This window comes from Mesorhizobium sp. M0983 (genome assembly GCF_040318975.1).
Lineage (GTDB): Bacteria > Pseudomonadota > Alphaproteobacteria > Rhizobiales > Rhizobiaceae > Mesorhizobium.
The window spans coordinates 328233-347373 of the sequence record NZ_JAMYNH010000003.1; the positions used below are offsets into that span (position 1 = coordinate 328233).

The 19141-nt window shown below is 62.2% G+C and carries 22 protein-coding genes; 10 read left to right on the forward strand and 12 right to left on the reverse strand.

Annotated elements, in window-relative coordinates; translation table 11 throughout:
* Positions 1-14 precede the first annotated feature (14 nt).
* Positions 15-578, forward strand: coding sequence for a peroxidase-related enzyme (locus NKH71_RS08095; protein WP_023719735.1), 564 nt, complete (start codon positions 15-17; stop codon positions 576-578).
* A 123-nt stretch (positions 579-701) separates the two neighbouring features.
* Entirely contained in the window at positions 702-1025 is a 324-nt protein-coding gene (locus tag NKH71_RS08100) for a YciI family protein (RefSeq protein WP_023678126.1), read from the forward strand.
* Between the two features lie 9 nt (positions 1026-1034).
* Here NKH71_RS08100 and NKH71_RS08105 read toward each other — a convergent pair whose 3' ends face one another.
* Entirely contained in the window at positions 1035-1649 is a 615-nt protein-coding gene (locus NKH71_RS08105) for a LysE family translocator (protein ID WP_352480973.1), read from the reverse strand.
* Between the two features lie 395 nt (positions 1650-2044).
* Here NKH71_RS08105 and NKH71_RS08110 point away from each other — a divergent pair, with 395 nt between their 5' ends.
* Positions 2045-2671, forward strand: coding sequence for a DUF1062 domain-containing protein (locus tag NKH71_RS08110; RefSeq protein WP_352894724.1), 627 nt, complete (start codon positions 2045-2047; stop codon positions 2669-2671).
* A 30-nt stretch (positions 2672-2701) separates the two neighbouring features.
* On the opposite strand, the gene NKH71_RS08115 is transcribed toward NKH71_RS08110, so the two are convergent.
* Complete coding sequence (locus NKH71_RS08115) at positions 2702-3448, reverse strand: M48 family metalloprotease (protein ID WP_352894726.1); 747 nt, start codon at positions 3446-3448, stop codon at positions 2702-2704.
* A gap of 143 nt (positions 3449-3591) precedes the next feature.
* Positions 3592-5421: a translational GTPase TypA gene (gene typA / locus NKH71_RS08120; RefSeq protein WP_023719738.1), complete on the reverse strand. Its 1830-nt coding sequence runs from the start codon at positions 5419-5421 to the stop codon at positions 3592-3594.
* Positions 5422-5619: 198 nt separating this feature from the next.
* On the opposite strand from typA, the gene NKH71_RS08125 reads away from it, so the two are divergent.
* Positions 5620-5901, forward strand: coding sequence for a hypothetical protein (locus NKH71_RS08125; protein WP_023719739.1), 282 nt, complete (start codon positions 5620-5622; stop codon positions 5899-5901).
* 46 nt (positions 5902-5947) lie between these two features.
* Here NKH71_RS08125 and NKH71_RS08130 read toward each other — a convergent pair whose 3' ends face one another.
* Both NKH71_RS08130 and NKH71_RS08135 read right to left on the reverse strand, forming a co-directional pair.
* Positions 5948-7522 (reverse strand): alkaline phosphatase D family protein, encoded by a 1575-nt coding sequence (locus NKH71_RS08130; RefSeq protein ID WP_352894728.1) that lies wholly within the window; start codon positions 7520-7522, stop codon positions 5948-5950.
* 365 nt (positions 7523-7887) lie between these two features.
* Positions 7888-9171 carry an MFS transporter gene (locus NKH71_RS08135; protein WP_031194621.1) on the reverse strand — a complete coding sequence of 428 codons (1284 nt, stop codon included), beginning with the start codon at positions 9169-9171 and terminating at the stop codon, positions 7888-7890.
* A gap of 82 nt (positions 9172-9253) precedes the next feature.
* Here NKH71_RS08135 and NKH71_RS08140 point away from each other — a divergent pair, with 82 nt between their 5' ends.
* The gene (locus NKH71_RS08140) at positions 9254-9859 is read left to right on the forward strand and encodes a TetR/AcrR family transcriptional regulator (RefSeq protein ID WP_352480978.1); all 606 of its coding nucleotides are present in this window, start codon (positions 9254-9256) and stop codon (positions 9857-9859) included.
* 97 nt (positions 9860-9956) lie between these two features.
* Positions 9957-10547, forward strand: a complete 591-nt coding sequence (locus NKH71_RS08145) for a hypothetical protein (RefSeq protein WP_352894730.1) — start codon at positions 9957-9959, stop codon at positions 10545-10547.
* Between the two features lie 17 nt (positions 10548-10564).
* Here NKH71_RS08145 and ppa read toward each other — a convergent pair whose 3' ends face one another.
* From ppa to NKH71_RS08175, 6 genes are all read right to left on the reverse strand, one after another.
* On the reverse strand, positions 10565-11095 hold the full coding sequence (gene ppa, locus NKH71_RS08150; RefSeq protein ID WP_023721304.1) for an inorganic diphosphatase: 531 nt from the start codon (positions 11093-11095) through the stop codon (positions 10565-10567).
* A gap of 115 nt (positions 11096-11210) precedes the next feature.
* Positions 11211-11717 carry a GNAT family N-acetyltransferase gene (locus tag NKH71_RS08155; protein WP_023678138.1) on the reverse strand — a complete coding sequence of 169 codons (507 nt, stop codon included), beginning with the start codon at positions 11715-11717 and terminating at the stop codon, positions 11211-11213.
* 117 nt (positions 11718-11834) lie between these two features.
* Entirely contained in the window at positions 11835-12473 is a 639-nt protein-coding gene (locus tag NKH71_RS08160) for a TPM domain-containing protein (RefSeq protein ID WP_352480980.1), read from the reverse strand.
* Between the two features lie 10 nt (positions 12474-12483).
* Positions 12484-13326, reverse strand: coding sequence for a TPM domain-containing protein (locus NKH71_RS08165; RefSeq protein WP_352481111.1), 843 nt, complete (start codon positions 13324-13326; stop codon positions 12484-12486).
* A gap of 52 nt (positions 13327-13378) precedes the next feature.
* Entirely contained in the window at positions 13379-14188 is an 810-nt protein-coding gene (locus tag NKH71_RS08170) for a TPM domain-containing protein (RefSeq protein WP_502895830.1), read from the reverse strand.
* An 85-nt stretch (positions 14189-14273) separates the two neighbouring features.
* Entirely contained in the window at positions 14274-14912 is a 639-nt protein-coding gene (locus NKH71_RS08175; protein WP_023721309.1) for a LemA family protein, read from the reverse strand.
* Positions 14913-15073: 161 nt separating this feature from the next.
* Here NKH71_RS08175 and NKH71_RS08180 point away from each other — a divergent pair, with 161 nt between their 5' ends.
* From NKH71_RS08180 to NKH71_RS08190, 3 genes are all read left to right on the forward strand, one after another.
* Positions 15074-15325 (forward strand): hypothetical protein, encoded by a 252-nt coding sequence (locus tag NKH71_RS08180; protein ID WP_023721310.1) that lies wholly within the window; start codon positions 15074-15076, stop codon positions 15323-15325.
* A gap of 11 nt (positions 15326-15336) precedes the next feature.
* On the forward strand, positions 15337-16221 hold the full coding sequence (pdxY, locus tag NKH71_RS08185; protein ID WP_023721311.1) for a pyridoxal kinase PdxY: 885 nt from the start codon (positions 15337-15339) through the stop codon (positions 16219-16221).
* 107 nt (positions 16222-16328) lie between these two features.
* Positions 16329-17081, forward strand: a complete 753-nt coding sequence (locus NKH71_RS08190; RefSeq protein ID WP_502895840.1) for a DUF429 domain-containing protein — start codon at positions 16329-16331, stop codon at positions 17079-17081.
* A gap of 31 nt (positions 17082-17112) precedes the next feature.
* On the opposite strand, the gene NKH71_RS08195 is transcribed toward NKH71_RS08190, so the two are convergent.
* Positions 17113-18315 (reverse strand): aromatic ring-hydroxylating oxygenase subunit alpha, encoded by a 1203-nt coding sequence (locus tag NKH71_RS08195; RefSeq protein ID WP_023721313.1) that lies wholly within the window; start codon positions 18313-18315, stop codon positions 17113-17115.
* Positions 18316-18735: 420 nt separating this feature from the next.
* Between NKH71_RS08195 and NKH71_RS08200 the strand changes: the two genes are divergently transcribed.
* Positions 18736-19140, forward strand: a complete 405-nt coding sequence (locus NKH71_RS08200; protein ID WP_023721314.1) for a hypothetical protein — start codon at positions 18736-18738, stop codon at positions 19138-19140.
* The last annotated feature ends 1 nt before the right edge of the window (position 19141 follow it).

Below are 19141 nucleotides of genomic sequence, written 5' to 3' on the forward strand. Positions count from 1 at the left end.
AGGAGAAATCCCCTATGACAGACAAAATCACCGCGCTTGACCTCGCACCGGCGGAGCTGAGCGAAGCGACCAACGCCTATTTCGCCAAATGCCGGGAGAAGCTCGGCCTCGTTCCCAATGTGCTGCTCGCCTACGCCTTCGACGAGAAGAAGCTGCGCGCTTTCACCGACATGTACAATGATTTGATGCTGGGTGAATCCGGCCTGTCGAAGCTGGAGCGAGAGATGATCGCGGTGGTCGTCTCATCGGTCAACCATTGCTATTATTGCCTGGTTGCACATGGCGCGGCGGTGCGCCAGCTTTCCGGCGACCCGGCCTTCGGCGAGATGATGGTGATGAATTTTCGCGCCGCCGAGCTGTCAGACAGGCAGCGCGCCATGCTCGAATTCGCGGTGAAGCTGACCGAGCAGCCGGCAAAGATCGTCGCAGCCGACCGGGCGGCGCTGCGGCAAGTGGGCTTTTCCGACCGCGACATCTGGGATATCGCCTCGACTGCCGCGTTCTTCAACATGTCGAACCGGCTGGCATCGGCGATCGATATGCGGCCGAACGATGAATATCACGCGATGGCGCGATAGGGCACCGCGGTCGTATATATTAGCTACATCGCATTCTCGTTGCTTGTTTGCCGGTTTGGTCCGATGATCGGCATGCGGCATGACCGCATGCCGGTTCGATGCCGCCGATCAAAGGAGGAGAACATGGCGAAATTTCTCTACGTCTATCACGGCTCGGGCAAGATGCCGACCGAGGAGGCCGAACGGAAGGCAGCGATGGATGCCTGGAACGGCTGGTACGGCAAGCTTGGCTCAGCCGTGGTCGACGGTGGCAATCCAGTCGGCATGTCGAAGACCCTGCTGCCCGGCGGCAAGGTCGAGAACAATGGCGGCAGCAATCCAACCGCCGGTTACACCATCATCGAAGCGAAAGACATCGACGATGCCGTCGGCAAAGCCAAGGATTGTCCTATCCTGACGGACCCGGGTTTCAGCGTCGAGATTGCGCCGATAATCGAAATGGGTTGACGCCCCGGTTCAGGACCGCGCCGCGATCGCCGCCGCAGCGCCGGCCATGGTGCCGGCGCTGACGCGGTTGGCGATCTTCATCGCCCGTTTGCTCCTCAAGAGCTTGCGCGCCTGCGATGCGGCGAGCACCCAGGTCAAATCGATGGCGACCAGCACCACGGCCATGGTCGCCGTCAGCTCGACCCAGCCGATCACGCTGACTGAACCGAGATCGATGATGGTCGGCAGCAGCGCCAGATAGAACATCATGATCTTGGGGTTGCCGAGCGTTACCGCCATGCCGGCAAAGAACAGTCTGACGGGCGAATCTTCGCGCGGCAGCGAACCTTCTTTTGCCTCGACCGGTGCGGTCCACATCTTCCAGGCAAGCCAGGCGAGATAGACGACGCCAACCCATTTCACGACGACAAAGGCGAAGTGGAACGTCTGCGCCACCACGGCGAGGCCAAACACCGCCAGTGATAGCCAGATCGCTTCGCCGATCCACATGGCAAGCAGGAACGGAAACACGTCGCGAAACCCTTTTGCGATGACCCGCGCCACAAGTGCGGCAATCGACGGGCCCGGCGAGCCGGCGGCAACAAGCAGGGCGCCGGCAAAAATCAGAAGCGACGTGAAATGCATGACGCGGATCTCGTTAGAAATTTTTGGACGCTTCAACATAACCCAACTGTTCCGACGACGGTAGCGTCCACCGAAAGAAGGCTTGTCGGCCAGGCACCTCGCGGCTAGAAATGTCGTCCCGAAATCCTTTTCGAGCTTCACTTTGCCTACGTAACCGCCGGTCTCGCCAACTCCCCCGACACAGAGCAGGGCGTCGCAGTCGCGGCGCCTGTTTTCACATCATCTGTTCTTCAGGGTGGCGGTTCGAGACCGGTTTGGCACTGCTGAACCGCTGTCGCGCACAATCACCCGCGACGCTTATTTCCAACTGCCGCAGTCTCTCGCCACGCCGTGCCCGCAGGGGCATCTCGACATCGCCGATCTGACGAACTTCCCGACGGGAAGGGCTTTTCGGCATGCCTTCGATACTGCGTATCCGCTGGACGATCGCGCCCAAGACCGCACCGCGACCTCACCTCAACTGCAATCGCTGCGGCGGCCTGAGAGCCTATCGCTGCAGCGGCAAATTCCGGGTCAATGCCAATGGCAAACGCATTGATGCCTGGTTGATCTACCGCTGCATCGATTGCGACAATTCCTGGAATTTCAGCGTTCTGGAGCGCTGCAACCGCCGCGATATCGAACCGGCAATATTGCAGGCGCTCGAACGCAACGATCCGGTCCTGGCGCGGCGCCATGCTTTCGATGTTGCCGCACTGCGAAGCAGGATCGGGCGCGTCGAGGAGTTTCCTGAAGCCATCGTTCATAAGCAGGTGCTCAGGGATAGGCCGGAAAATACCAGCGCTCTCGAACTTCAGCTCTGGCTCGAAATGCCGACAGCGCTGCGGCTCGACCGGTTGCTGGCCAACGAACTCGGTGTCCCGCGATCGCGGCTACAGGTTTGGGAAGAGAAGCGATTGCTGGTGGTTGGTCCGGACGGGGCCAAAGCCTTGCGCAGGCCAGTTCGAGCGGGAGCGGTGATGCGCATCGATCTCGTCGGTGAGCCCGACCGGGAAGCCATCATCTCGGCTGCCGGCGGATGAAACTACGAGGCAAGGAGCACACGAGTGTTCCTAAGCTGTTTCCACATCCTTGGCGTTTTTCGATTGCTGAGACGCGCCAAGGAACCGCAAGGGAAGAGTAAGCATCGATAGATTGGGATGTGCCTTGCGCATCATTTTCCATGCGTATCGTTCTGCCTGCTTTTCCTGATCAGGGTCTTGTCCCAATTCGATATGCTGCAGCGCGTGGTGTCCTACCTCGTGATAGAGCGTTTTCTCGATCATGAATCTCCGGACTGCGTTGCCAATCCTATGCTTGGATGCGCGTCGCCAGACGATCTCGATGACCGATACTGCCTGGAGATACGTGCCGGCGAATTCGGGCTCGGCGACTTCAGGAATTATGTAGATTCGGGAAATGCCAACCAGATCGGCTTCAGGAACATTCGTGAGCCAACGCCCAACGTGCCGGGAGGCTTCAAAGCGACTGTCGAGCTTGTCATGCTCCAGAACAAGGATTTCGCCAACCGAAGACCGTCGCCAGTCGTCCATTGTAAAGTGAATGATGCTGCGGAGTGCGGCGCGCATAACGGGAGTTATCGGTCTCGCGAGCGAATCCGAAATGTATCGCCGGGATGCATCTTCGTCGATGTCATGCAGAGCAGTAGCGAGGCCCGCCACAAGCGTTGCGATTTCACGGTGAGAAACCTTGCCTAGATCGATCTTTGCAAGTTCATGCTCGATCGCTGGCAATGCTGCATTGCCAAGTTCAACAAGATTCTTGTGAGCGACGAGCCTTCGCCCCACGTCATCTTGCATGAGGCTCCGGACGAGGTCCCGAACTGCATTTCGCACACCCGTTTCCTCGCCTTTAACTGCAGCCAACTGCCGCGGCGGGTAGCCCTGTCCACGCTGCGAGAACGTGCGTCGCGCCCTTCCATCTCGCCAGAGATAAAAAACCCTTACGCCGCGCCGACCACTTTCGCCGACTTCTCGAAACGCTTGCGCTCGTTCGGGTCGAGATAGAGCTTGCGCAGGCGGATGGTCTTCGGCGTCACCTCGACCAGCTCGTCGTCCTGGATCCAGGCCAGCGCGCGTTCCAGCGTCATGCGGATCGGCGGCGTCAGTTTTACCGCCTCGTCCTTGCCGGCGGCGCGGATATTGGTCAGCTTCTTGCCCTTGAGCACATTGACTTCGAGGTCGTTGTCCCTGGAATGGATACCGATGATCATGCCCTGATAGACCTTGACGCCTGGGTCGATGACCATCGGGCCGCGGTCTTCCAGGTTCCACATGGCATAAGCCACCGATTCACCCTGTTCGTTGGAGATCAGCACGCCGTTGGTGCGGCCCGGCAGCTCACCCTTGTAAGGCTCGTAGGCATGGAACAGCCGGTTCATCACGGCGGTGCCGCGCGTGTCGGTCAGCAGTTCCGACTGGTAGCCGATCAGGCCGCGCGTCGGCGCGTGGAAGACGATGCGCTGGCGATTGCCGCCCGAAGGGCGCAGCTCGACCATCTCGGCCTTGCGCTCCGACATTTTTTGCACGACGACGCCGGCATGCTCCTCGTCAACGTCGATGACGACTTCCTCGACCGGCTCCAGCAATTCGCCGTTCTCGCCCTTCTGCATGACGACGCGCGGCCGCGACACGGCGATCTCAAAACCTTCGCGGCGCATCGTCTCGATCAGCACGGCCAGCTGCAATTCGCCGCGTCCGGAGACGAAGAACGAATCCTTGTCCGGCGATTCCTCGATCTTCAGCGCGACATTGCCTTCGGCCTCGCGCAGCAGGCGGTCCCGGATGACGCGGCTGGTCACCTTGTCGCCTTCGGTGCCCGCCAGCGGTGAATCGTTGACCAGGAACGACATCGTCACCGTCGGCGGATCGATAGGCTGCGCGTGCAGCGGCTCGGTCACCGACAGGTCGCAGAACGTGTCGGCGACGGTGCCTTTCGACAAGCCGGCGATGGCGACGATGTCGCCTGCCTGCGCTTCGTCGATGGGCTGGCGCTCGAGCCCGCGAAAAGCAAGGATCTTCGAGATGCGGCCGGTTTCGACCTGGGTGCCATCATGGTGCAGCACCTTGACCGCCTGGTTGGATTTCAGCGTGCCGGATTCGATACGGCCGGTGATGATGCGGCCGAGGAACGGATTGGCTTCCAGAATGGTGCCGATCATGCGGAACGGGCCAGGATGAACGGTCGGCGCCGGCACGTGCTTGATGACGAGGTCGAACAGCGGCGCCAGAGCCTGGTCCTTCGGACCTTCGGGGTTTTCGGAGACCCAGCCGTCACGGCCCGAACCGTAAAGGATCGGGAAGTCGAGCTGCTCGTCGGTCGCGTCAAGCGCGGCAAACAGGTCGAACACCTCGTTGACCACCTCGACGTGGCGAGCATCCGGCCGGTCGATCTTGTTGATGACGACGATCGGCTTCAGTCCGACCTTGAGCGCCTTGCCGACGACGAATTTGGTCTGCGGCATCGGCCCCTCGGCGGCGTCGACCAGCACGATGGCCGAATCCACCATCGACAGGATGCGCTCGACCTCACCGCCGAAGTCGGCGTGGCCGGGCGTGTCGACGATGTTGATGCGGGTGCCCTTCCAGTCGACCGAGGTCGCCTTGGCCAGGATGGTGATGCCGCGTTCCTTTTCGAGATCGTTCGAATCCATGGCGCGCTCGGCGACGCGCTGGTTGTCGCGGAACGAGCCGGACTGTTTCAGGAGCTGATCGACGAGGGTGGTTTTTCCATGGTCGACGTGCGCGATGATCGCGATATTGCGGATTTTCATGTTTTGGTCTCGGGAGCGTTGCAGGCAGCAGGCCAAAAGGCGCTGCCTCTTTCGGTTGGGCGGCTCATACAGGGTTTTTCGCAATTGCGAAAGAGGAGGCGAGTCACCAAATAAAGTCACCAAATCTTAAATGTCTTGGTGTGAAGTGGAATTATTAACCAAGGCGGAACCTTTCATGGTCCGGGCAGTTCGAATTTCATGATCGACGCAGGCAGCAGACTCCGGCCGATTTTGGCATGTAGCGCACTCGCCGTCCTCCTCGCGGCAGGCGCGGCGCAGTCGGCCGCGTCGTTCAAGGAGACGCGGACTGCCCTGCCGTCCGACAAGCGGTCGGCGGAGCAGCTTTTTGCCGATGCTCCCGATGGCGTCGACCCGGTGGTGACCGGGCCAGTCAGCGCCGCCTTCAAGCAAAGGCAGCAAAATGCCGGATGCGACAGCGCCGTCTGGCCCAACATTCCCGTCGTCTGCTATCCCGATTGATACACGTCCTACCCTCGGGCTGGCCCGAGGATAATGGTGCAGTCGCTCACGCCGACCGGACCGGATCGAGCGTGACCTTGTAGAGTTCGCTGTCGTCGCGATCCATCAGCCGCACCGTCAGCTGCTCTGTAGCGCCATCGATATCGACAAGTCCGAAGAACTGCAGGCCGGCCGACGGCGGCAGGTTCTGACCCTGCTCGGCAGTCGGTGCCTTGATGAACTTCAGCTCCGGGCCGAAGGTCATGTCGGAACCATTCGGTCCGAATGTGCCTGAATGGATCGGACCCGAAACGAATTCCCAGAACGGATTGAAGTCCTGGAACTGCGCCTTGTCCGGATTGTAGTAATGCGCGGCCGTGTAATGCACGTCTGCGGTGAGCCAAACGGTATTGCTGATGCCCGCGTTCTTTATATAGCGAAGAAGGTGGGCAATTTCCAGCTCGCGCCCCTTGGCCGGGCCATTGTCGCCATTGCTGACTGCCTCGGCCCCGACCTTCTTGGTACCGTCATTCCAGACCACGAGGCCGAGCGGCATATCGGCGGCGATGATTTTCCACGTCGCGTTGGAATTTGCCAGCTCACGCTTCAACCACTTAATCTGCTGTTCGCCTAGGATGCGCGATTGCGGCGTCATCGTCTCCTGCATATCCGGGCCGTTGGGGCCGCGGTAGGAACGCATGTCGAGGAAGAACACATCGAGCAGCGGCCCATAAGCGATCTTGCGGTAGACGCGGCCCGGCTCCGACAGTTCGTAGCGGATCGTCGTCATCTCGTGGAAGGCGCGCGCAGCACGTGCCGCCAGCACATGGATCGATTTTTCGGTGTAGCGGTCGTCGGCGGTCAGGTCCTTCGAGTCCGACCAGTTGTTAAGCACCTCATGGTCGTCCCACTGATAGAAAGTCGGGCAGATGGCACTGAGCGCAAGAACGTTCTTGTCCATCATGTTGTATTTCCACTGCGCCCGGTATTCGTCCAGCGTCTCGGCAACCTTGCGCTTTTCGTCGATCAGCACTGTGTTTTTCCACTTGTCGCCATTGGGCAGGTCGACCTCGTCCTTCATCGCACCATCGGCATAGACCGTATCGCCCGAATGCAGGAAGAAGTCGGGCGTGTGCTTGGCGATCGTGGCGTAGGTCTTCATGCCGGTCTCGTCGATGCCCCAGCCTTGGCCGGCGGTGTCGCCCGACCAGGCGAAACGAATGTCGCGCTTCGAGGCAGGTGCCGTGCGGAAGCGGCCGACGATCGGCTCCGAAACGGCGTTGATGTCGGCAAGATCGGCCGCGACCATGCGGTAGAAAATGTCCTGGTCGGAGGCGAGATCGGTAAGCAGCCGCTTCACCGTATAGTCGCTGGCCGGCGACGTATCGAGCGGCGCCAGGCGGACGGCATTGGCGAAATTTTCCGTCGACGACACTTCGAACATGACGCGCGACGGCCGGTCCGTGCGCGTCCAGACCATGCCGCTGGTCGCGTCGACATCGCCGGACTGAATGCCATGGGTGAAGGCCGGGCGCTGATTGGCGCGCGAGTAATAGGGAAGGGCGAGACCCGAGGCGCCGACCAGGCCAACGGCGCTGGCCGACGTGACGAAAGCGCGCCGCGTCATTGAAATCTTGTTCATGGCTGTCTCCTGGATGGCGTTGAACGTCGCCGCCAAGCTCCAGCTTCAATGTTTCAGGCACATTTCGAAACGATGAAGGTTTTCTGACATCAACAAGCGGGAAGGCTGGACCGCTCGGCGGCGAAGCTGCTGATCTCCCCCTTGCGGGTCCCTTGCGGGGGAGATGGCCGGCAGGCCAGAGGGGGGCGCTGTCCCGCCGACGTACAAATCAGAAAGAAATCAGACGGAGCAGCGGAGTTTGGGCAGAACATTGCGTAAAGTCGGAGGCTGGCGAACCTTCGCGCCCCCTCTGCCCTGCCGGGCATCTCCCCCGCGAGGGGGGAGATCGGCAATTTGGCCGACGGCATCTCTCCTGCAACGAGAAGCTATGCCGCCTGCGGTTCAGGATCGAACGCCGGGCGGCTGGTGTTGATCAGCAGCGAGATGCAGGCGGCGGCTATTGCCGTCATGCCGGCGATCAGGAAGGCAAGCTCGTAATTGCCCTGCAACTCACGCATAGTGCCACCGAAAAAGGCCGCTGTCGCTGCGCCGACTTGATGGCCGGCGACGATCCAGCCGAAGACGATCGGCCCGCTGCGGTCGCCGAACGCCTCGTTGGAAAGCCGCAGCGTCGGCGGCACTGTGGCGATCCAGTCCAGTCCGTAAAATACGGCGAAGATGATCAGGCTGGTCGCCGAGAAGCCGGAATAGGGCAGATAGATCAGCGACAGGCCGCGAATGCCGTAATAGATGCCGAGCAGCTTGCGCGGGTCGAAACGGTCGGTGAGCCAGCCCGACAGCGTCGTGCCAATAAGATCGAAGATACCCATCATCGAGAGCAGGCCCGCGGCCTGCACTTCGCCGATGCCCATATCGCCGCAAAAGGCGATCAGGTGCGTGCCGACCAACCCGTTGGTGGTGAAGCCGCAAACGAAGAAGGTGGCGAACAGGTACCAGAACACACGCGTACCGGCGGCGCGGCGCAACGTGCTCAGCGTATGCGCGAGGAAATTGCCTTGCGCGGCCGGCGGCGCGGGCGGCACATCGTCGAGCTCGGCGCCATAGCGGACCATGCCGATCGCGGCCGGACGCTCCGGTACCAGCATATAAACCAGCGGCACCAAGGCGGCGGTGGCCACGGCAATGGCAATAGCGACCGGCTTCCAGCCGCCAGACTGGGCGAGCGAGGCGAGCAGCGGCAGGAAGACCAGCAGCCCGGTGGCGCTGGACGCCGACATCAGTCCCATCACAAGGCCGCGATTGGTCTTGAACCAGCGGTTGACGATGGTGGCGCCGAGCACGGTGGCGACGGCGCCCGAGCTGATGCCGGAAAACACGCCCCAGGTGAGGAGCAGATGCCACGGCTTGGTCATCAGCAGGCTGAGCGCGGTCGATCCCGACATCAACAGCAGCGCGGCAAGCAAGGTGCGGCGCAGCCCGATCCGCTCCATCAGCGCCGCGGCAAACGGCCCAGTCAGGCCATAGAGGAAGATGCCGGTGGCCGCGGCCAGCGAGACGACGTCGCGCCGCCAGCCGAAACTATTCTCCAGCGGCAGCATCATGACTGCCGGCGCCGAACGCAGGCCCGCGGCGATCAGCAGGCAGAGGAAGATGACGGCGACCACGACGAAAGCGTAGCGCTGGCCAAACGGGCGGGATTGAGCTATCATGTTACTGACCGGTACGTTTCAGATGTGCGGAACATACGTACCGACCGGTAACATTGTCAACCAGGCAATCGGCAAACCAGACATGAAAAGCATTGAACCAACGATCAAGGAGAATGGCGCACCGCTGCCTCGCGCCGCCGAACGGATTCTCCAGGTGGCGCGCGACCTGTTCTACCGGCAAGGCATCAGGGCGATCGGCGTCGACGAGATCGTACGGCGTGCCGGCGTCACCAAGCCAAGCCTCTACCGCAGCTTTCCGTCCAAGGATGAGTTGGCCGCATCCTATCTTCGGCACTATGACCTCGAATTCTGGGAGCGCTTCGACGAGGCGGTGAATGCCCATCCCGGCGATCCGCGCGCGCAGATCGTCGCCTTCCTGACGCGTGTCGGCAAGCGCACGCAAAGGCCCGACTATCGCGGCTGCGGCATGACCAATGCCGCGGTCGAATATCCCGAACACGGCCATCCGGCCCGCGTCGTGAGCGAGGCCAACAAGCAGGAATTGCGCCGGCGCCTGCGTGCTATGGCGGCGGCGATGGGCGCCGGCGACGCCGACACGCTGGGTGACGGGCTGCTGCTCCTGATCGAGGGAGCCTATATCAGCGGCCAGTTGTTCGGTGCCGGCGGACCGGCGCAGTCGGTGGCCCGCAACGCCGATCTTCTGATCGAGGCAAGCTTGAGGAAATAGCGTTCCGTTTACCAGGTCACTGTGAGCAGCCTGACTTCGTCTAGGCTGCTGCTGAATTTGACGGTACGCTGCGGCAGCCCGAACGGAGTTGTCCGCCATGCGCGCTCTTTTGATCCCGCTTGCCCTCGCCGGTTTCTGCCAGGCGGCCCGGGCTGGCGACATATCCAGCGTCTATACCGATCTCGTCTGGGAGAAGGACTGCGTGACTTATGCCCAGGCGGAGGAAGGCGACGGCGACTGGGCCGACCTCGCCTGTTCGGGCTATGGCGGCTACCCGGTGATGGTTTCTTACGACGATGCGCGGGAATCGCTGTTCTACGGGTTTCCACCTGGCGACATGACCACGGTCTGGGAAAGCTTTTCCGGCCTCAACTCGGCTGGACCCAAAGTCGAGTGGCGTATCGAAACCAAGGGCGATATGGCCGTTCCTATCGCAGTCATCCATCGTCGCTCGATCAGCGATAGCGAGGGCGAGAACAAGTCGACGGAAGTGCTGATCGTCGCCAAGGTTGCCCAGCCTGGCGCCCACGAAGGCTGCACGATCGCTCTTGTGCTCGCCACCGGCAATCCCGCCGCCAACGATCAGGCGCGTAAGCTTGCCGACGAGAAGGCACGCACCTTCGCCTGCGGCAAGGACAAGCGTGTGATGCTGGGCAACACGCCCGATTTCGGCCGCGTCGATAACTGACTATTTGCGCCCGTCAATTACTTGCGCTTGGCCCGCTCGATTGCCTCGACGATCATCTTCTTGGCATAGGCGGCATCGTACCAGCCCTCGATCTTGACCCATTTGCCGGGTTCGAGATCCTTGTAGTGCTCGAAAAAATGCTGCACCTGCTGGCGGGTGATATCAGGCAGCTGCGTGTATTCGTGAACGTCCTCATAGCGCAAGGTCAGCTTGGGCGAAGGAACCGCGATGACCTTCTCGTCCTGGCCGGCATTGTCCTCCATCACCAGCACGCCGATCGGCCGCACATTGATGACGCAGCCCGGCACCAGCGCGCGTGTGTTGCAGACCAGCACGTCGATCGGGTCGCCGTCGCCCGACAGCGTGTGCGGTACGAAACCGTAATTGCCGGGATAGCGCATCGACGTGTGCAGGAAGCGGTCGACGAACAGCGTGCCGGCCTCCTTGTCCATCTCGTACTTGATCGGCTCACCGCCGATCGGCACCTCGATAATGACGTTGACGTCCTCGGGCGGGTTCTTTCCGCTGGCAATCGCTTCGATACGCATCGCTTTATCCCTCTCTCGATTGAAGATCGATAGCGGGCGACGGCGAATGGTGCAATGCGGCGAATGGTACTGGGGGATCGTCCGAACCGAAACCGGTCGGATCATGCGCTGGCCGTCATTCCCAGACGAAAGCGACCTTCTTCAGCGCCTTCTGCTCGAATATCTCGACGCCCTCGGCCACATCGCGACCGCCGGCGCCGGCATAGAAGGCAAGTGCGTTCTGATTGTCTTCCAGCGCCCACACCACCATGCCCTTCAAGCCATGGTCGGCCAACCGTGCCCGTGCCGCCGAGAACAGCCGGCTGCCGAGCCCGATGCCTTGATATTCCGGCCGCAGGTAAAGCTCGTAGATCTCGCCCTGCTGCCTGAGTTCGCGGGCACGGTTCTTGCCGATCGTCGCGTAGCCGGCAATTTTGCCGCCGATTTCGACGACCAGGACGGTGGCGGCGCGGCGAATGGCATTCGCCCACCAGTCGGCACCGCGGCGGTTGATCATCGATGTCAGAGTGCGGTGTGGGATGATGCCCGAATAGGCGCCGCGCCAGGCCTCGAGATGCACGTCGGCAATGGCGGCTGCATCGCGCGGCTCGGCTTTCCTGATGTCGATGCTCAGCGTATTCATGATTGGTTAACCATAAACCCGCGGCGCCCGATTGCAAGAGTCCGGTCAGCCACTGCGATGCTTTCGCACAGCCGAACGGTGCGTCCTTGAGACGCTGCAAAACCGCCTTTAGCGAGATCAAATCTCGACCAGATGGTCGTCCAGTTCGTTGCTGTCGCCGGTCGACATCGGAAAATGCTCGGCCAGTACCGCACCGACCGCTTCGACCGCCCTGACGAAGCCGTCGGCAATCCGATCGTCGCCGGCATGCGCCGTAAGGTCGCGGACGACACCGTCCCAGACATGCTGGCCGACACGAGAATCGATGCCGCTGTCGGCGACCACTTCAGCATAGCGCTCGGCGATCGAGACGAACACCAGCACGCCGGTGCGCGCCGCGGTGCGGTGGACGTTGCGGGCGAGGAACTGCTTCATCGCATTGGCGTGGGCGGCCTGGTAGCGCAGCCGCCTCGGCACCAAATGGATGCGCAATGCGGGCAATGCCCACAACAGGATGAGCACACTGGCAAGCGCCAGAAGCTCGGCTATGACGAAATGCGGCAAGCGGATCGACAGCCACCAGGCTTCCAGCCCGTAACCGACGGCGAGGCTGACGACGAGCATGCCGAGCATCGCCATGAAGGCGGCCGGGAAGAAATAGCCGTCGCTTGCATGCGCCACGACGCAGTAGATCTCGCCGTCGGTCTTTGATTCGGCAGCGCGAATCGCATCGGCGATGCGCTCATGATCCTCGGGGCTGATCGGTCGTGTTGCCATGATTGATGTCTCACCAGCTTCCTGAAGAACCGCCGCCGCCGGACGAACCGCCGCCGCCGGAAAACCCGCCGCCGGAACTTCCTGACGACCAACCACTGCCTGAACTTCCCGACGACCAGCCACTGCCGGACGAGGTCCCCGACGTCCAGGCACCGCCACCGGAGGGTGACGAACCTGGCCCGCGGCCGTAGCGGAACGTCATGCCCAGCCACTTGTACACGCCCGGCGACAGTTTCGTGCCGAAGATCGGCGGCAGGAACGCCATTGCCAAGCCGCCGAAGAACATCGTCGCCCACAGGATGATGAACAGCATGAAGATGGGATCGACAGGATTGTCATTCGCCGGATTGCGCTTGCCGCGCGCCTCCAGCTCTTCGGGATTGCCTTCCAGCACCATGATCATGTCGTCGACGGCCTTGCTGATGCCGCCTGAGAAATCGCCGGCACGGAAGGCCGGCACCATGTCGTTTTCGATAATCAACTTGGTGTGCAGGTCGGTCAGCGTGCCTTCAAGCCCATAGCCGACCTCGATGCGCATCTTGCGGTCGTTCGGCGCCACCAGAAGCAGGACGCCGTTGTTCTCCTTCGCCTGGCCGAGTTTCCAGGCGCGAAACAACCGGTTGGCGTAAGGCTCGATCTCCTCGCCGTCGAGGCTGGGAATGGTCGCGACGACGATCTGGTCGGACCCCTTGGTCTCGAAATCGGCAAGCTTCTGCGTCAGCGCCACCTCGGTCGCGGCATCGATGATGCCGGCATTGTCGACGACCCGTCCGGTCAGCGCCGGCAATTCGGCGGCGAAGGCCGCGAAGCCGAACAGCAGCACCGCTATGGCCAACAGCGCGGTGCCGGTCATTTTGATGAAACGGCCGGATTCCACCGGGCTGACGGCGTGTCTTGTCATCTCGTCACCAGCTTCCCGAGGAGCCGCCGCCGCCGGACGAACCGCCGCCGCCGGAAAACCCGCCACCGCTTGAACCCGACGACCATCCCCCGCCGGAACCTCCCGACCAGCCGCCGGACGACCGCCGGCTCGGCTCGAAGGTCATGCCCAGCCAGCGATAGCGGCCGGGACCGATCTTCTGGCCGAAGATCGGCGGCAGGATGGAGGCTGCGAGGCCGCCGAAAAAGATGATTGCCCAGATGGCTATGAAGATGGTGAAGAACAGATCGTCGCTGTTGAACGGCGGCTGCTGGTTGCGTTCGCCGCGCGCTTCCAGCTCTTCGGGATTGCCTTCCAGCACCATGATCATGTCGTCGAGGGCCTTGCTGATGCCGCCGGAGAAATCGCCGGCACGGAAGGCCGGCACCATGTCATTTTCGATGATCAACTTGGTGTGCAGGTCAGTCAGCGTGCCTTCAAGCCCATAGCCGACCTCGATGCGCATCTTGCGGTCGTTCGGCGCCACCAGCAAAAGCACGCCGTTGTTCTCCTTCGCCTGGCCGAGTTTCCAGGCGCGAAACAACCGGTTGGCGTAAGGCTCGATCTCCTCGCCGTCGAGGCTGGGAATGGTCGCAACGACGATCTGGTCCGAACCCTTGGTCTCGAAATCGGCAAGCTTCTGCGTCAGCGCCGCCTTGGTCGCGGCATCGATGATGCCGGCATTGTCGACGACCCGTCCGGTCAGCGCCGGCAATTCGGCCGCGAGAACGGTGAGAGGGAGGAGGAGAAAGCTTAGAACGAAGCCAAAAAAAATCCGGCCGGCATTTCTTCCCACCCCCCTCTGTGGGGAGATGGCCGGCAGGACAGAGGGGGGTGGGACGGAGTACAAGGCCAACGGGAACAGACCCGCTAAGCGCCGTTCACCCGCCCTGCTGCGTGCCGAAATCGACCTTCGGCGGCTGCATCTTGTCCTCCTCGATGGTGAAATTCGCAAACGGCTGGTTGCCGCGGAACCACAAGGTCGCCCAGATCACCGACGGGAAGGTCCTCAGCGTCAGATTGTACTCTCTCACCGCCTGGATATAGTCGCGGCGGGCGACCGTGATGCGGTTCTCGGTGCCTTCGAGTTGTGCTTGCAGCGCCAGAAAGTTCTGGTTGGCCTTGAGATCGGGATAGTTCTCCACCACCGCCAGCAGGCGCGACAGCGCGCTGGTCAGGCCGGCCTGGCTGTCCTGGAATTTCTTGAAGGCTTCCGGATTGTTCAGCGTTTCCGGCGTCACGGTCACCTGCGTCGCCTTGGCGCGCGCTTCGACCACGGCATCGAGCGTGTCCTTCTCGTGCGCGGCATAGCCCTTGACCGTGTTGACCAGATTGGGGATGAGATCGGCGCGGCGCTGGTATTGATTCAACACCTCGCTCCATGCGGCCTTGGCGTTTTCCTCAGCCGTCGGGATGGTGTTGTAGCCGCAGCCGGCAAGCAGCGGCAGCATGACGGCCATCACCAGGAACGCAGCTAAATTACGGAAGATTGGCGGTAAAGCAAGGCGCTGGACAAGCATGATAAGGTCCCTCGATAGCATTGGCACGCGAAGCATTAGCACAATCCTTGCGCAAGAAAATGACTTCGGCCGAGAAGCGTTACTGGTTTCTACCATTCGCCGTCAGGCCCTGTGACAGACGAGGCGAACGGGTTAAGCTCGGGATGAAACGGGATATCACCATGGCGAAACGCCACGACAGCGACGCGGAATCGCGCCGCATCATCGAACGGGTGGCGCGCGAGACCGACCCGGGCGGCACCTCGTTCCTCGCACGAACCGCCAGAGGCGCGCGCGACCACGTCACAGCGGCCGATGCCGACCGATCGGACCCGATCGAATATTGGGGCACCCGTATTGGTCGGGCGGCAGGCTTGCTTATTGCCATCGGCCTGTTGATCTGGCTCGTGCTTTTCATCACCAGGGGCGGTTAGGACAAAGATCAATGAGCGCCGAAAAAGCCGACGCGCCGCGCGCGGTCATCGTCGTCTCCAGCCATGTCGCACGTGGCTCGGTCGGCAACCGTGCCGCCGTGTTTGCGCTGGAGACGCTGGGGTTTCCGGTTTGGGCGGTGCCGACCGTCATTCTGCCCTGGCATCCGGGGCACGGCCGGGCCACCCGCATCGTGCCGCCGCTGGACCAGTTCAAGGCGCTGATGACCGACCTCGAGCGCGCGCCGTGGCTGGGCGAGGTCGGCGCCGTGCTGTCCGGCTATCTCGGCGAGGCTGGCCAGGCCGAAGCCGTCGCTTCGCTGGTCGGCGCCGTCAAGGCGAAGACGCCGGACGCCCTCTATATCTGCGACCCGGTGATGGGCGATTCGGGCGGCCTCTACGTACCTGAGCCGACCGCAATCGCCATGCGCGACCGGCTGATGCCGATCGCCGATATCGCCACGCCCAACCGCTACGAGCTGGAATGGATGGCCGGAGCGCCGCTGCCCGACCTGAAATCGGCAATGGCTGCTGCCCTGCAAGCCGGCCCACCGGCCATGCTGGTCACTTCGGCACCGGCGATGATGGCCGGCGGCATCGGCAATTTGCTGCTCAACGGCAGAGAGGCGCTGCTTGCCGAACACCGGCTAATCGACAAGCCTCCGAATGGGCTCGGCGACCTGACGGCGGCCGTCTACCTGGCGCGCATCCTGTCCGGCCAAACGGCCGCCAAGGCGCTGCAATCGACCACGGCAGCGGTCTACGAGATCCTGGCGCGCACCGCCAAGCGCGGCGGCGACGAATTGCAGCTCGAGACCGATGCCCAGAGCCTGTCGCACCCGATGGCGATGGTGCAGCTTCGCCATCTCCTGCATCCGGGACGGGATCGCCGGGCGTGACGCAGGCCGAAGACGCCGTGCCCCAGGATGATGCGCCCAAGGGTGCTGCGCCCGACCATGTTGTGCCTGGGGATGTTGTGCCCGAGGATGTTGCGCCTAGGGATGTTGTGCTTGTCGGCGTCGACGGTTGCAAGACCGGCTGGATAGCCGTCCGCCGCGATTCCGGTGCCGCACCGTCGACAGCCGTTTTCCCAAGCTTCGCGGCGTTGCTCGACCAGCTACCCGTCAATGCAATCGTAGCGGTCGATATGCCGATCGGCCTGCCCGATTTCTCGCAAAGAGGCGGTCGCGGTCCGGAGGCGCTGGTGCGGCCATTTCTTGGCGCCCGGCAATCCAGTGTCTTTGCCATCCCCTCCCGCGCCGCGCTCTATGCGGAGATCGAAGCCTTCACCACGGTCGAAGCCTGGTACGCGGCACATCGCAGGGCAAGTGACGTGGCCAAGACGACCTCAGATCCGCCGCGCGGTGTCTCGATCCAGGCCTTCGGCATCTTTGCCAAGATCCGTGAGATCGATTCGCTGCTGATCGCGCGGCCCGAACTGCGCAGCCGCGTCTTCGAATCGCATCCGGAAGTTGCCTTCTGCAGACTGAACGGCGACCGGGCGATGCGTCTGCCGAAGAAGATCAAGGGCAACATCAATCCGGCCGGCATGGCCGAACGCAAGGCGCTGCTTGCCCGGCATGGTTATGGCCAGCATTTTCTCGACCAGAGGCCGCCGCGCGGCGCGGCCACCGACGATTTCCTCGATGCCGCGGCGATGATGCTGATTGCCGGCCGCATCGCCAGAGGCGAGGCAATGCCGTTTCCGGATCCGCCGCTCGCCGATCGTTTCGGCATTCCCGTCGCCATCTGGGCTTGAGGACCAGGGCTAACGTTTTAGGTGGCATGCGTCAGGAGCGTGATCTGAGCGCCTCGTTGAGCGCCCACATATCCTTCTCCTCGGGCGCGGTCTCCAATCCGAGCACGGGAATTTGCTTGCGCAAATGGTCGTGGTGGGTGCGCACGCCATATTCGAGATCGGAGAGGTAAAAACCTCCGAAGGCTTCTGACAGCATGGATTCGTTGGACCATATCGAAAGCTGTACATCTTCGGCCAGCGTGTCGCGGTCGATGCGGTAGGATAGGTAGCGGGCAGCCGCCTGCTCCCTGCTCTCGTCGCGATAGCGGTAGATGGCGCCGCGCAGCAGCGTCTCACCCGTCGACAGCGGGACCTCCTGATAGAACTGCACCGACTCCGGCATGATCGACAGCGCGTTGTTCGGGAAGATGCCGTAATAGATCCAGGCCTTGCGCAGGTGCTCCGGCAGTTGCTTCGCCTCGGGTGCGAGCTTGATGTATTGCGCGACGCTCCAGCGCCGTCCGGCATGCGGGTTGTAAGTGGCGAACGAGCGCGACACGCCGTTGACGAACGGCTCGTCGAAGTAGGTCGCGCCATAAAGATCCTGCAGCGCCGGATGCGCCATGGCGACGTGGTAGCCTTCATTGTCGACGTCGCGCACCGACTTCCAGTTGACCGGCGTCTTTTGGGTCCAGATGCCCCAGGACGGCACCATCTCGGCGACGCCGTAATGGGCAATCTCGGCTTCGATCGGCTTCAACAGCTCGGCAACGGATGGCTGCGGGCCACCCTTGCGGAAGCGGATGAAGATGAAGCCCATCCAGATTTCGAGCTCGAGCGGCATCAGGCCGAATTCGGTCTTGTCGAGGTCGGGGAAGGACCGCGGGCGGGCAGCGCCGCGCAACGTGCCGTCGAGATTGTAGACCCAGCCATGAAAGGGGCAGACCAGCGCATTCTTGCAAGTGCCTTGGCTATCGGCAACGACGCGACTGCCGCGGTGGCGGCACATATTGTTGAAGGCGCGCACCACGCCATCCTTGCCGCGCACGATCAGCGCCCGCTCGCCGACCACATCCATCGTCAGATAGTCGCCGGCGTTCGGCAGGTCGCAGACATGGCCGGCGATCTGCCAGTGATTGCGGAAGACGTGCTCTTTCTCGAGTTCGAGCAAGGCGTCGGAATGATAGCTCCAGCCCGGCAGGCCCCGCCGATCCCAATCGTTGGGGATTGCCACGTCACGCAGATGCGGGTTCATAAAAGGCTCTTATTTATTGAATGGCCGTTCAATACAAGCATATTTTCTGTTGAAATGCAATAGCTTGCGAGAATAGGGCGAATTCCCGGCGCGAAACCGATCGGTAATTGAGAGCCGAGCTCGAACGATCGAAGCCGGGAAAATCCCGGGAATTCCGGGCGTTAATCCCCTTACGCTTGTTGAGCGCCCAGCCCTCCGTGGACCGGAAAAGTCGACGTGGATCCGGTGCCGTGGATAGCGGAAAACGAGCGCTGAATGTCACCGGTGCGGCCAGCTACGCATCATCGGTTTGCCCCCGGAATGGCCGCGGGCCTGGTTTCATGCCGGTTACACAATCGTTAATCCATCATCGTTGGCCCGTTACAAGGTGCGGTTAAGTTCGTTTCAACAGGGAAAAGAAGAACACCGAAGGAAACGACGATGCATACGAAAACCCAGATCACCGACAACGACCATCGCCTGCAGGGTCCGCAGCGCAACGACCGGCGCCCGAAGCTGGCGCTGCGCCAGCGCGCCAGCGATCACCCGATGGCGATGTTCCTGCTGCTTGCCGCTGCCGCGTTTGCCGGCATGGCGTTCACGCCGACCGTCGGTCCGGCCTTCGCCTCGCTGAACCCGCCGGTCAACCTCATCGACGGCGCGACGACCACGACCAAGACGGCGCGCCTGCCGATCCCGGACATCGATTTTGCCTGCAAGGGTCAGGCCTGGGGCGCCGAGAGCCTGGACTGCCTGCGCGCTATCGCTGCCCAGTCGGGCAAGGCACGGCCCGTCCGCATGATCGCCAACGCCGCCCCGCTGGCCGATACGCCGAACGTTTTTTGAT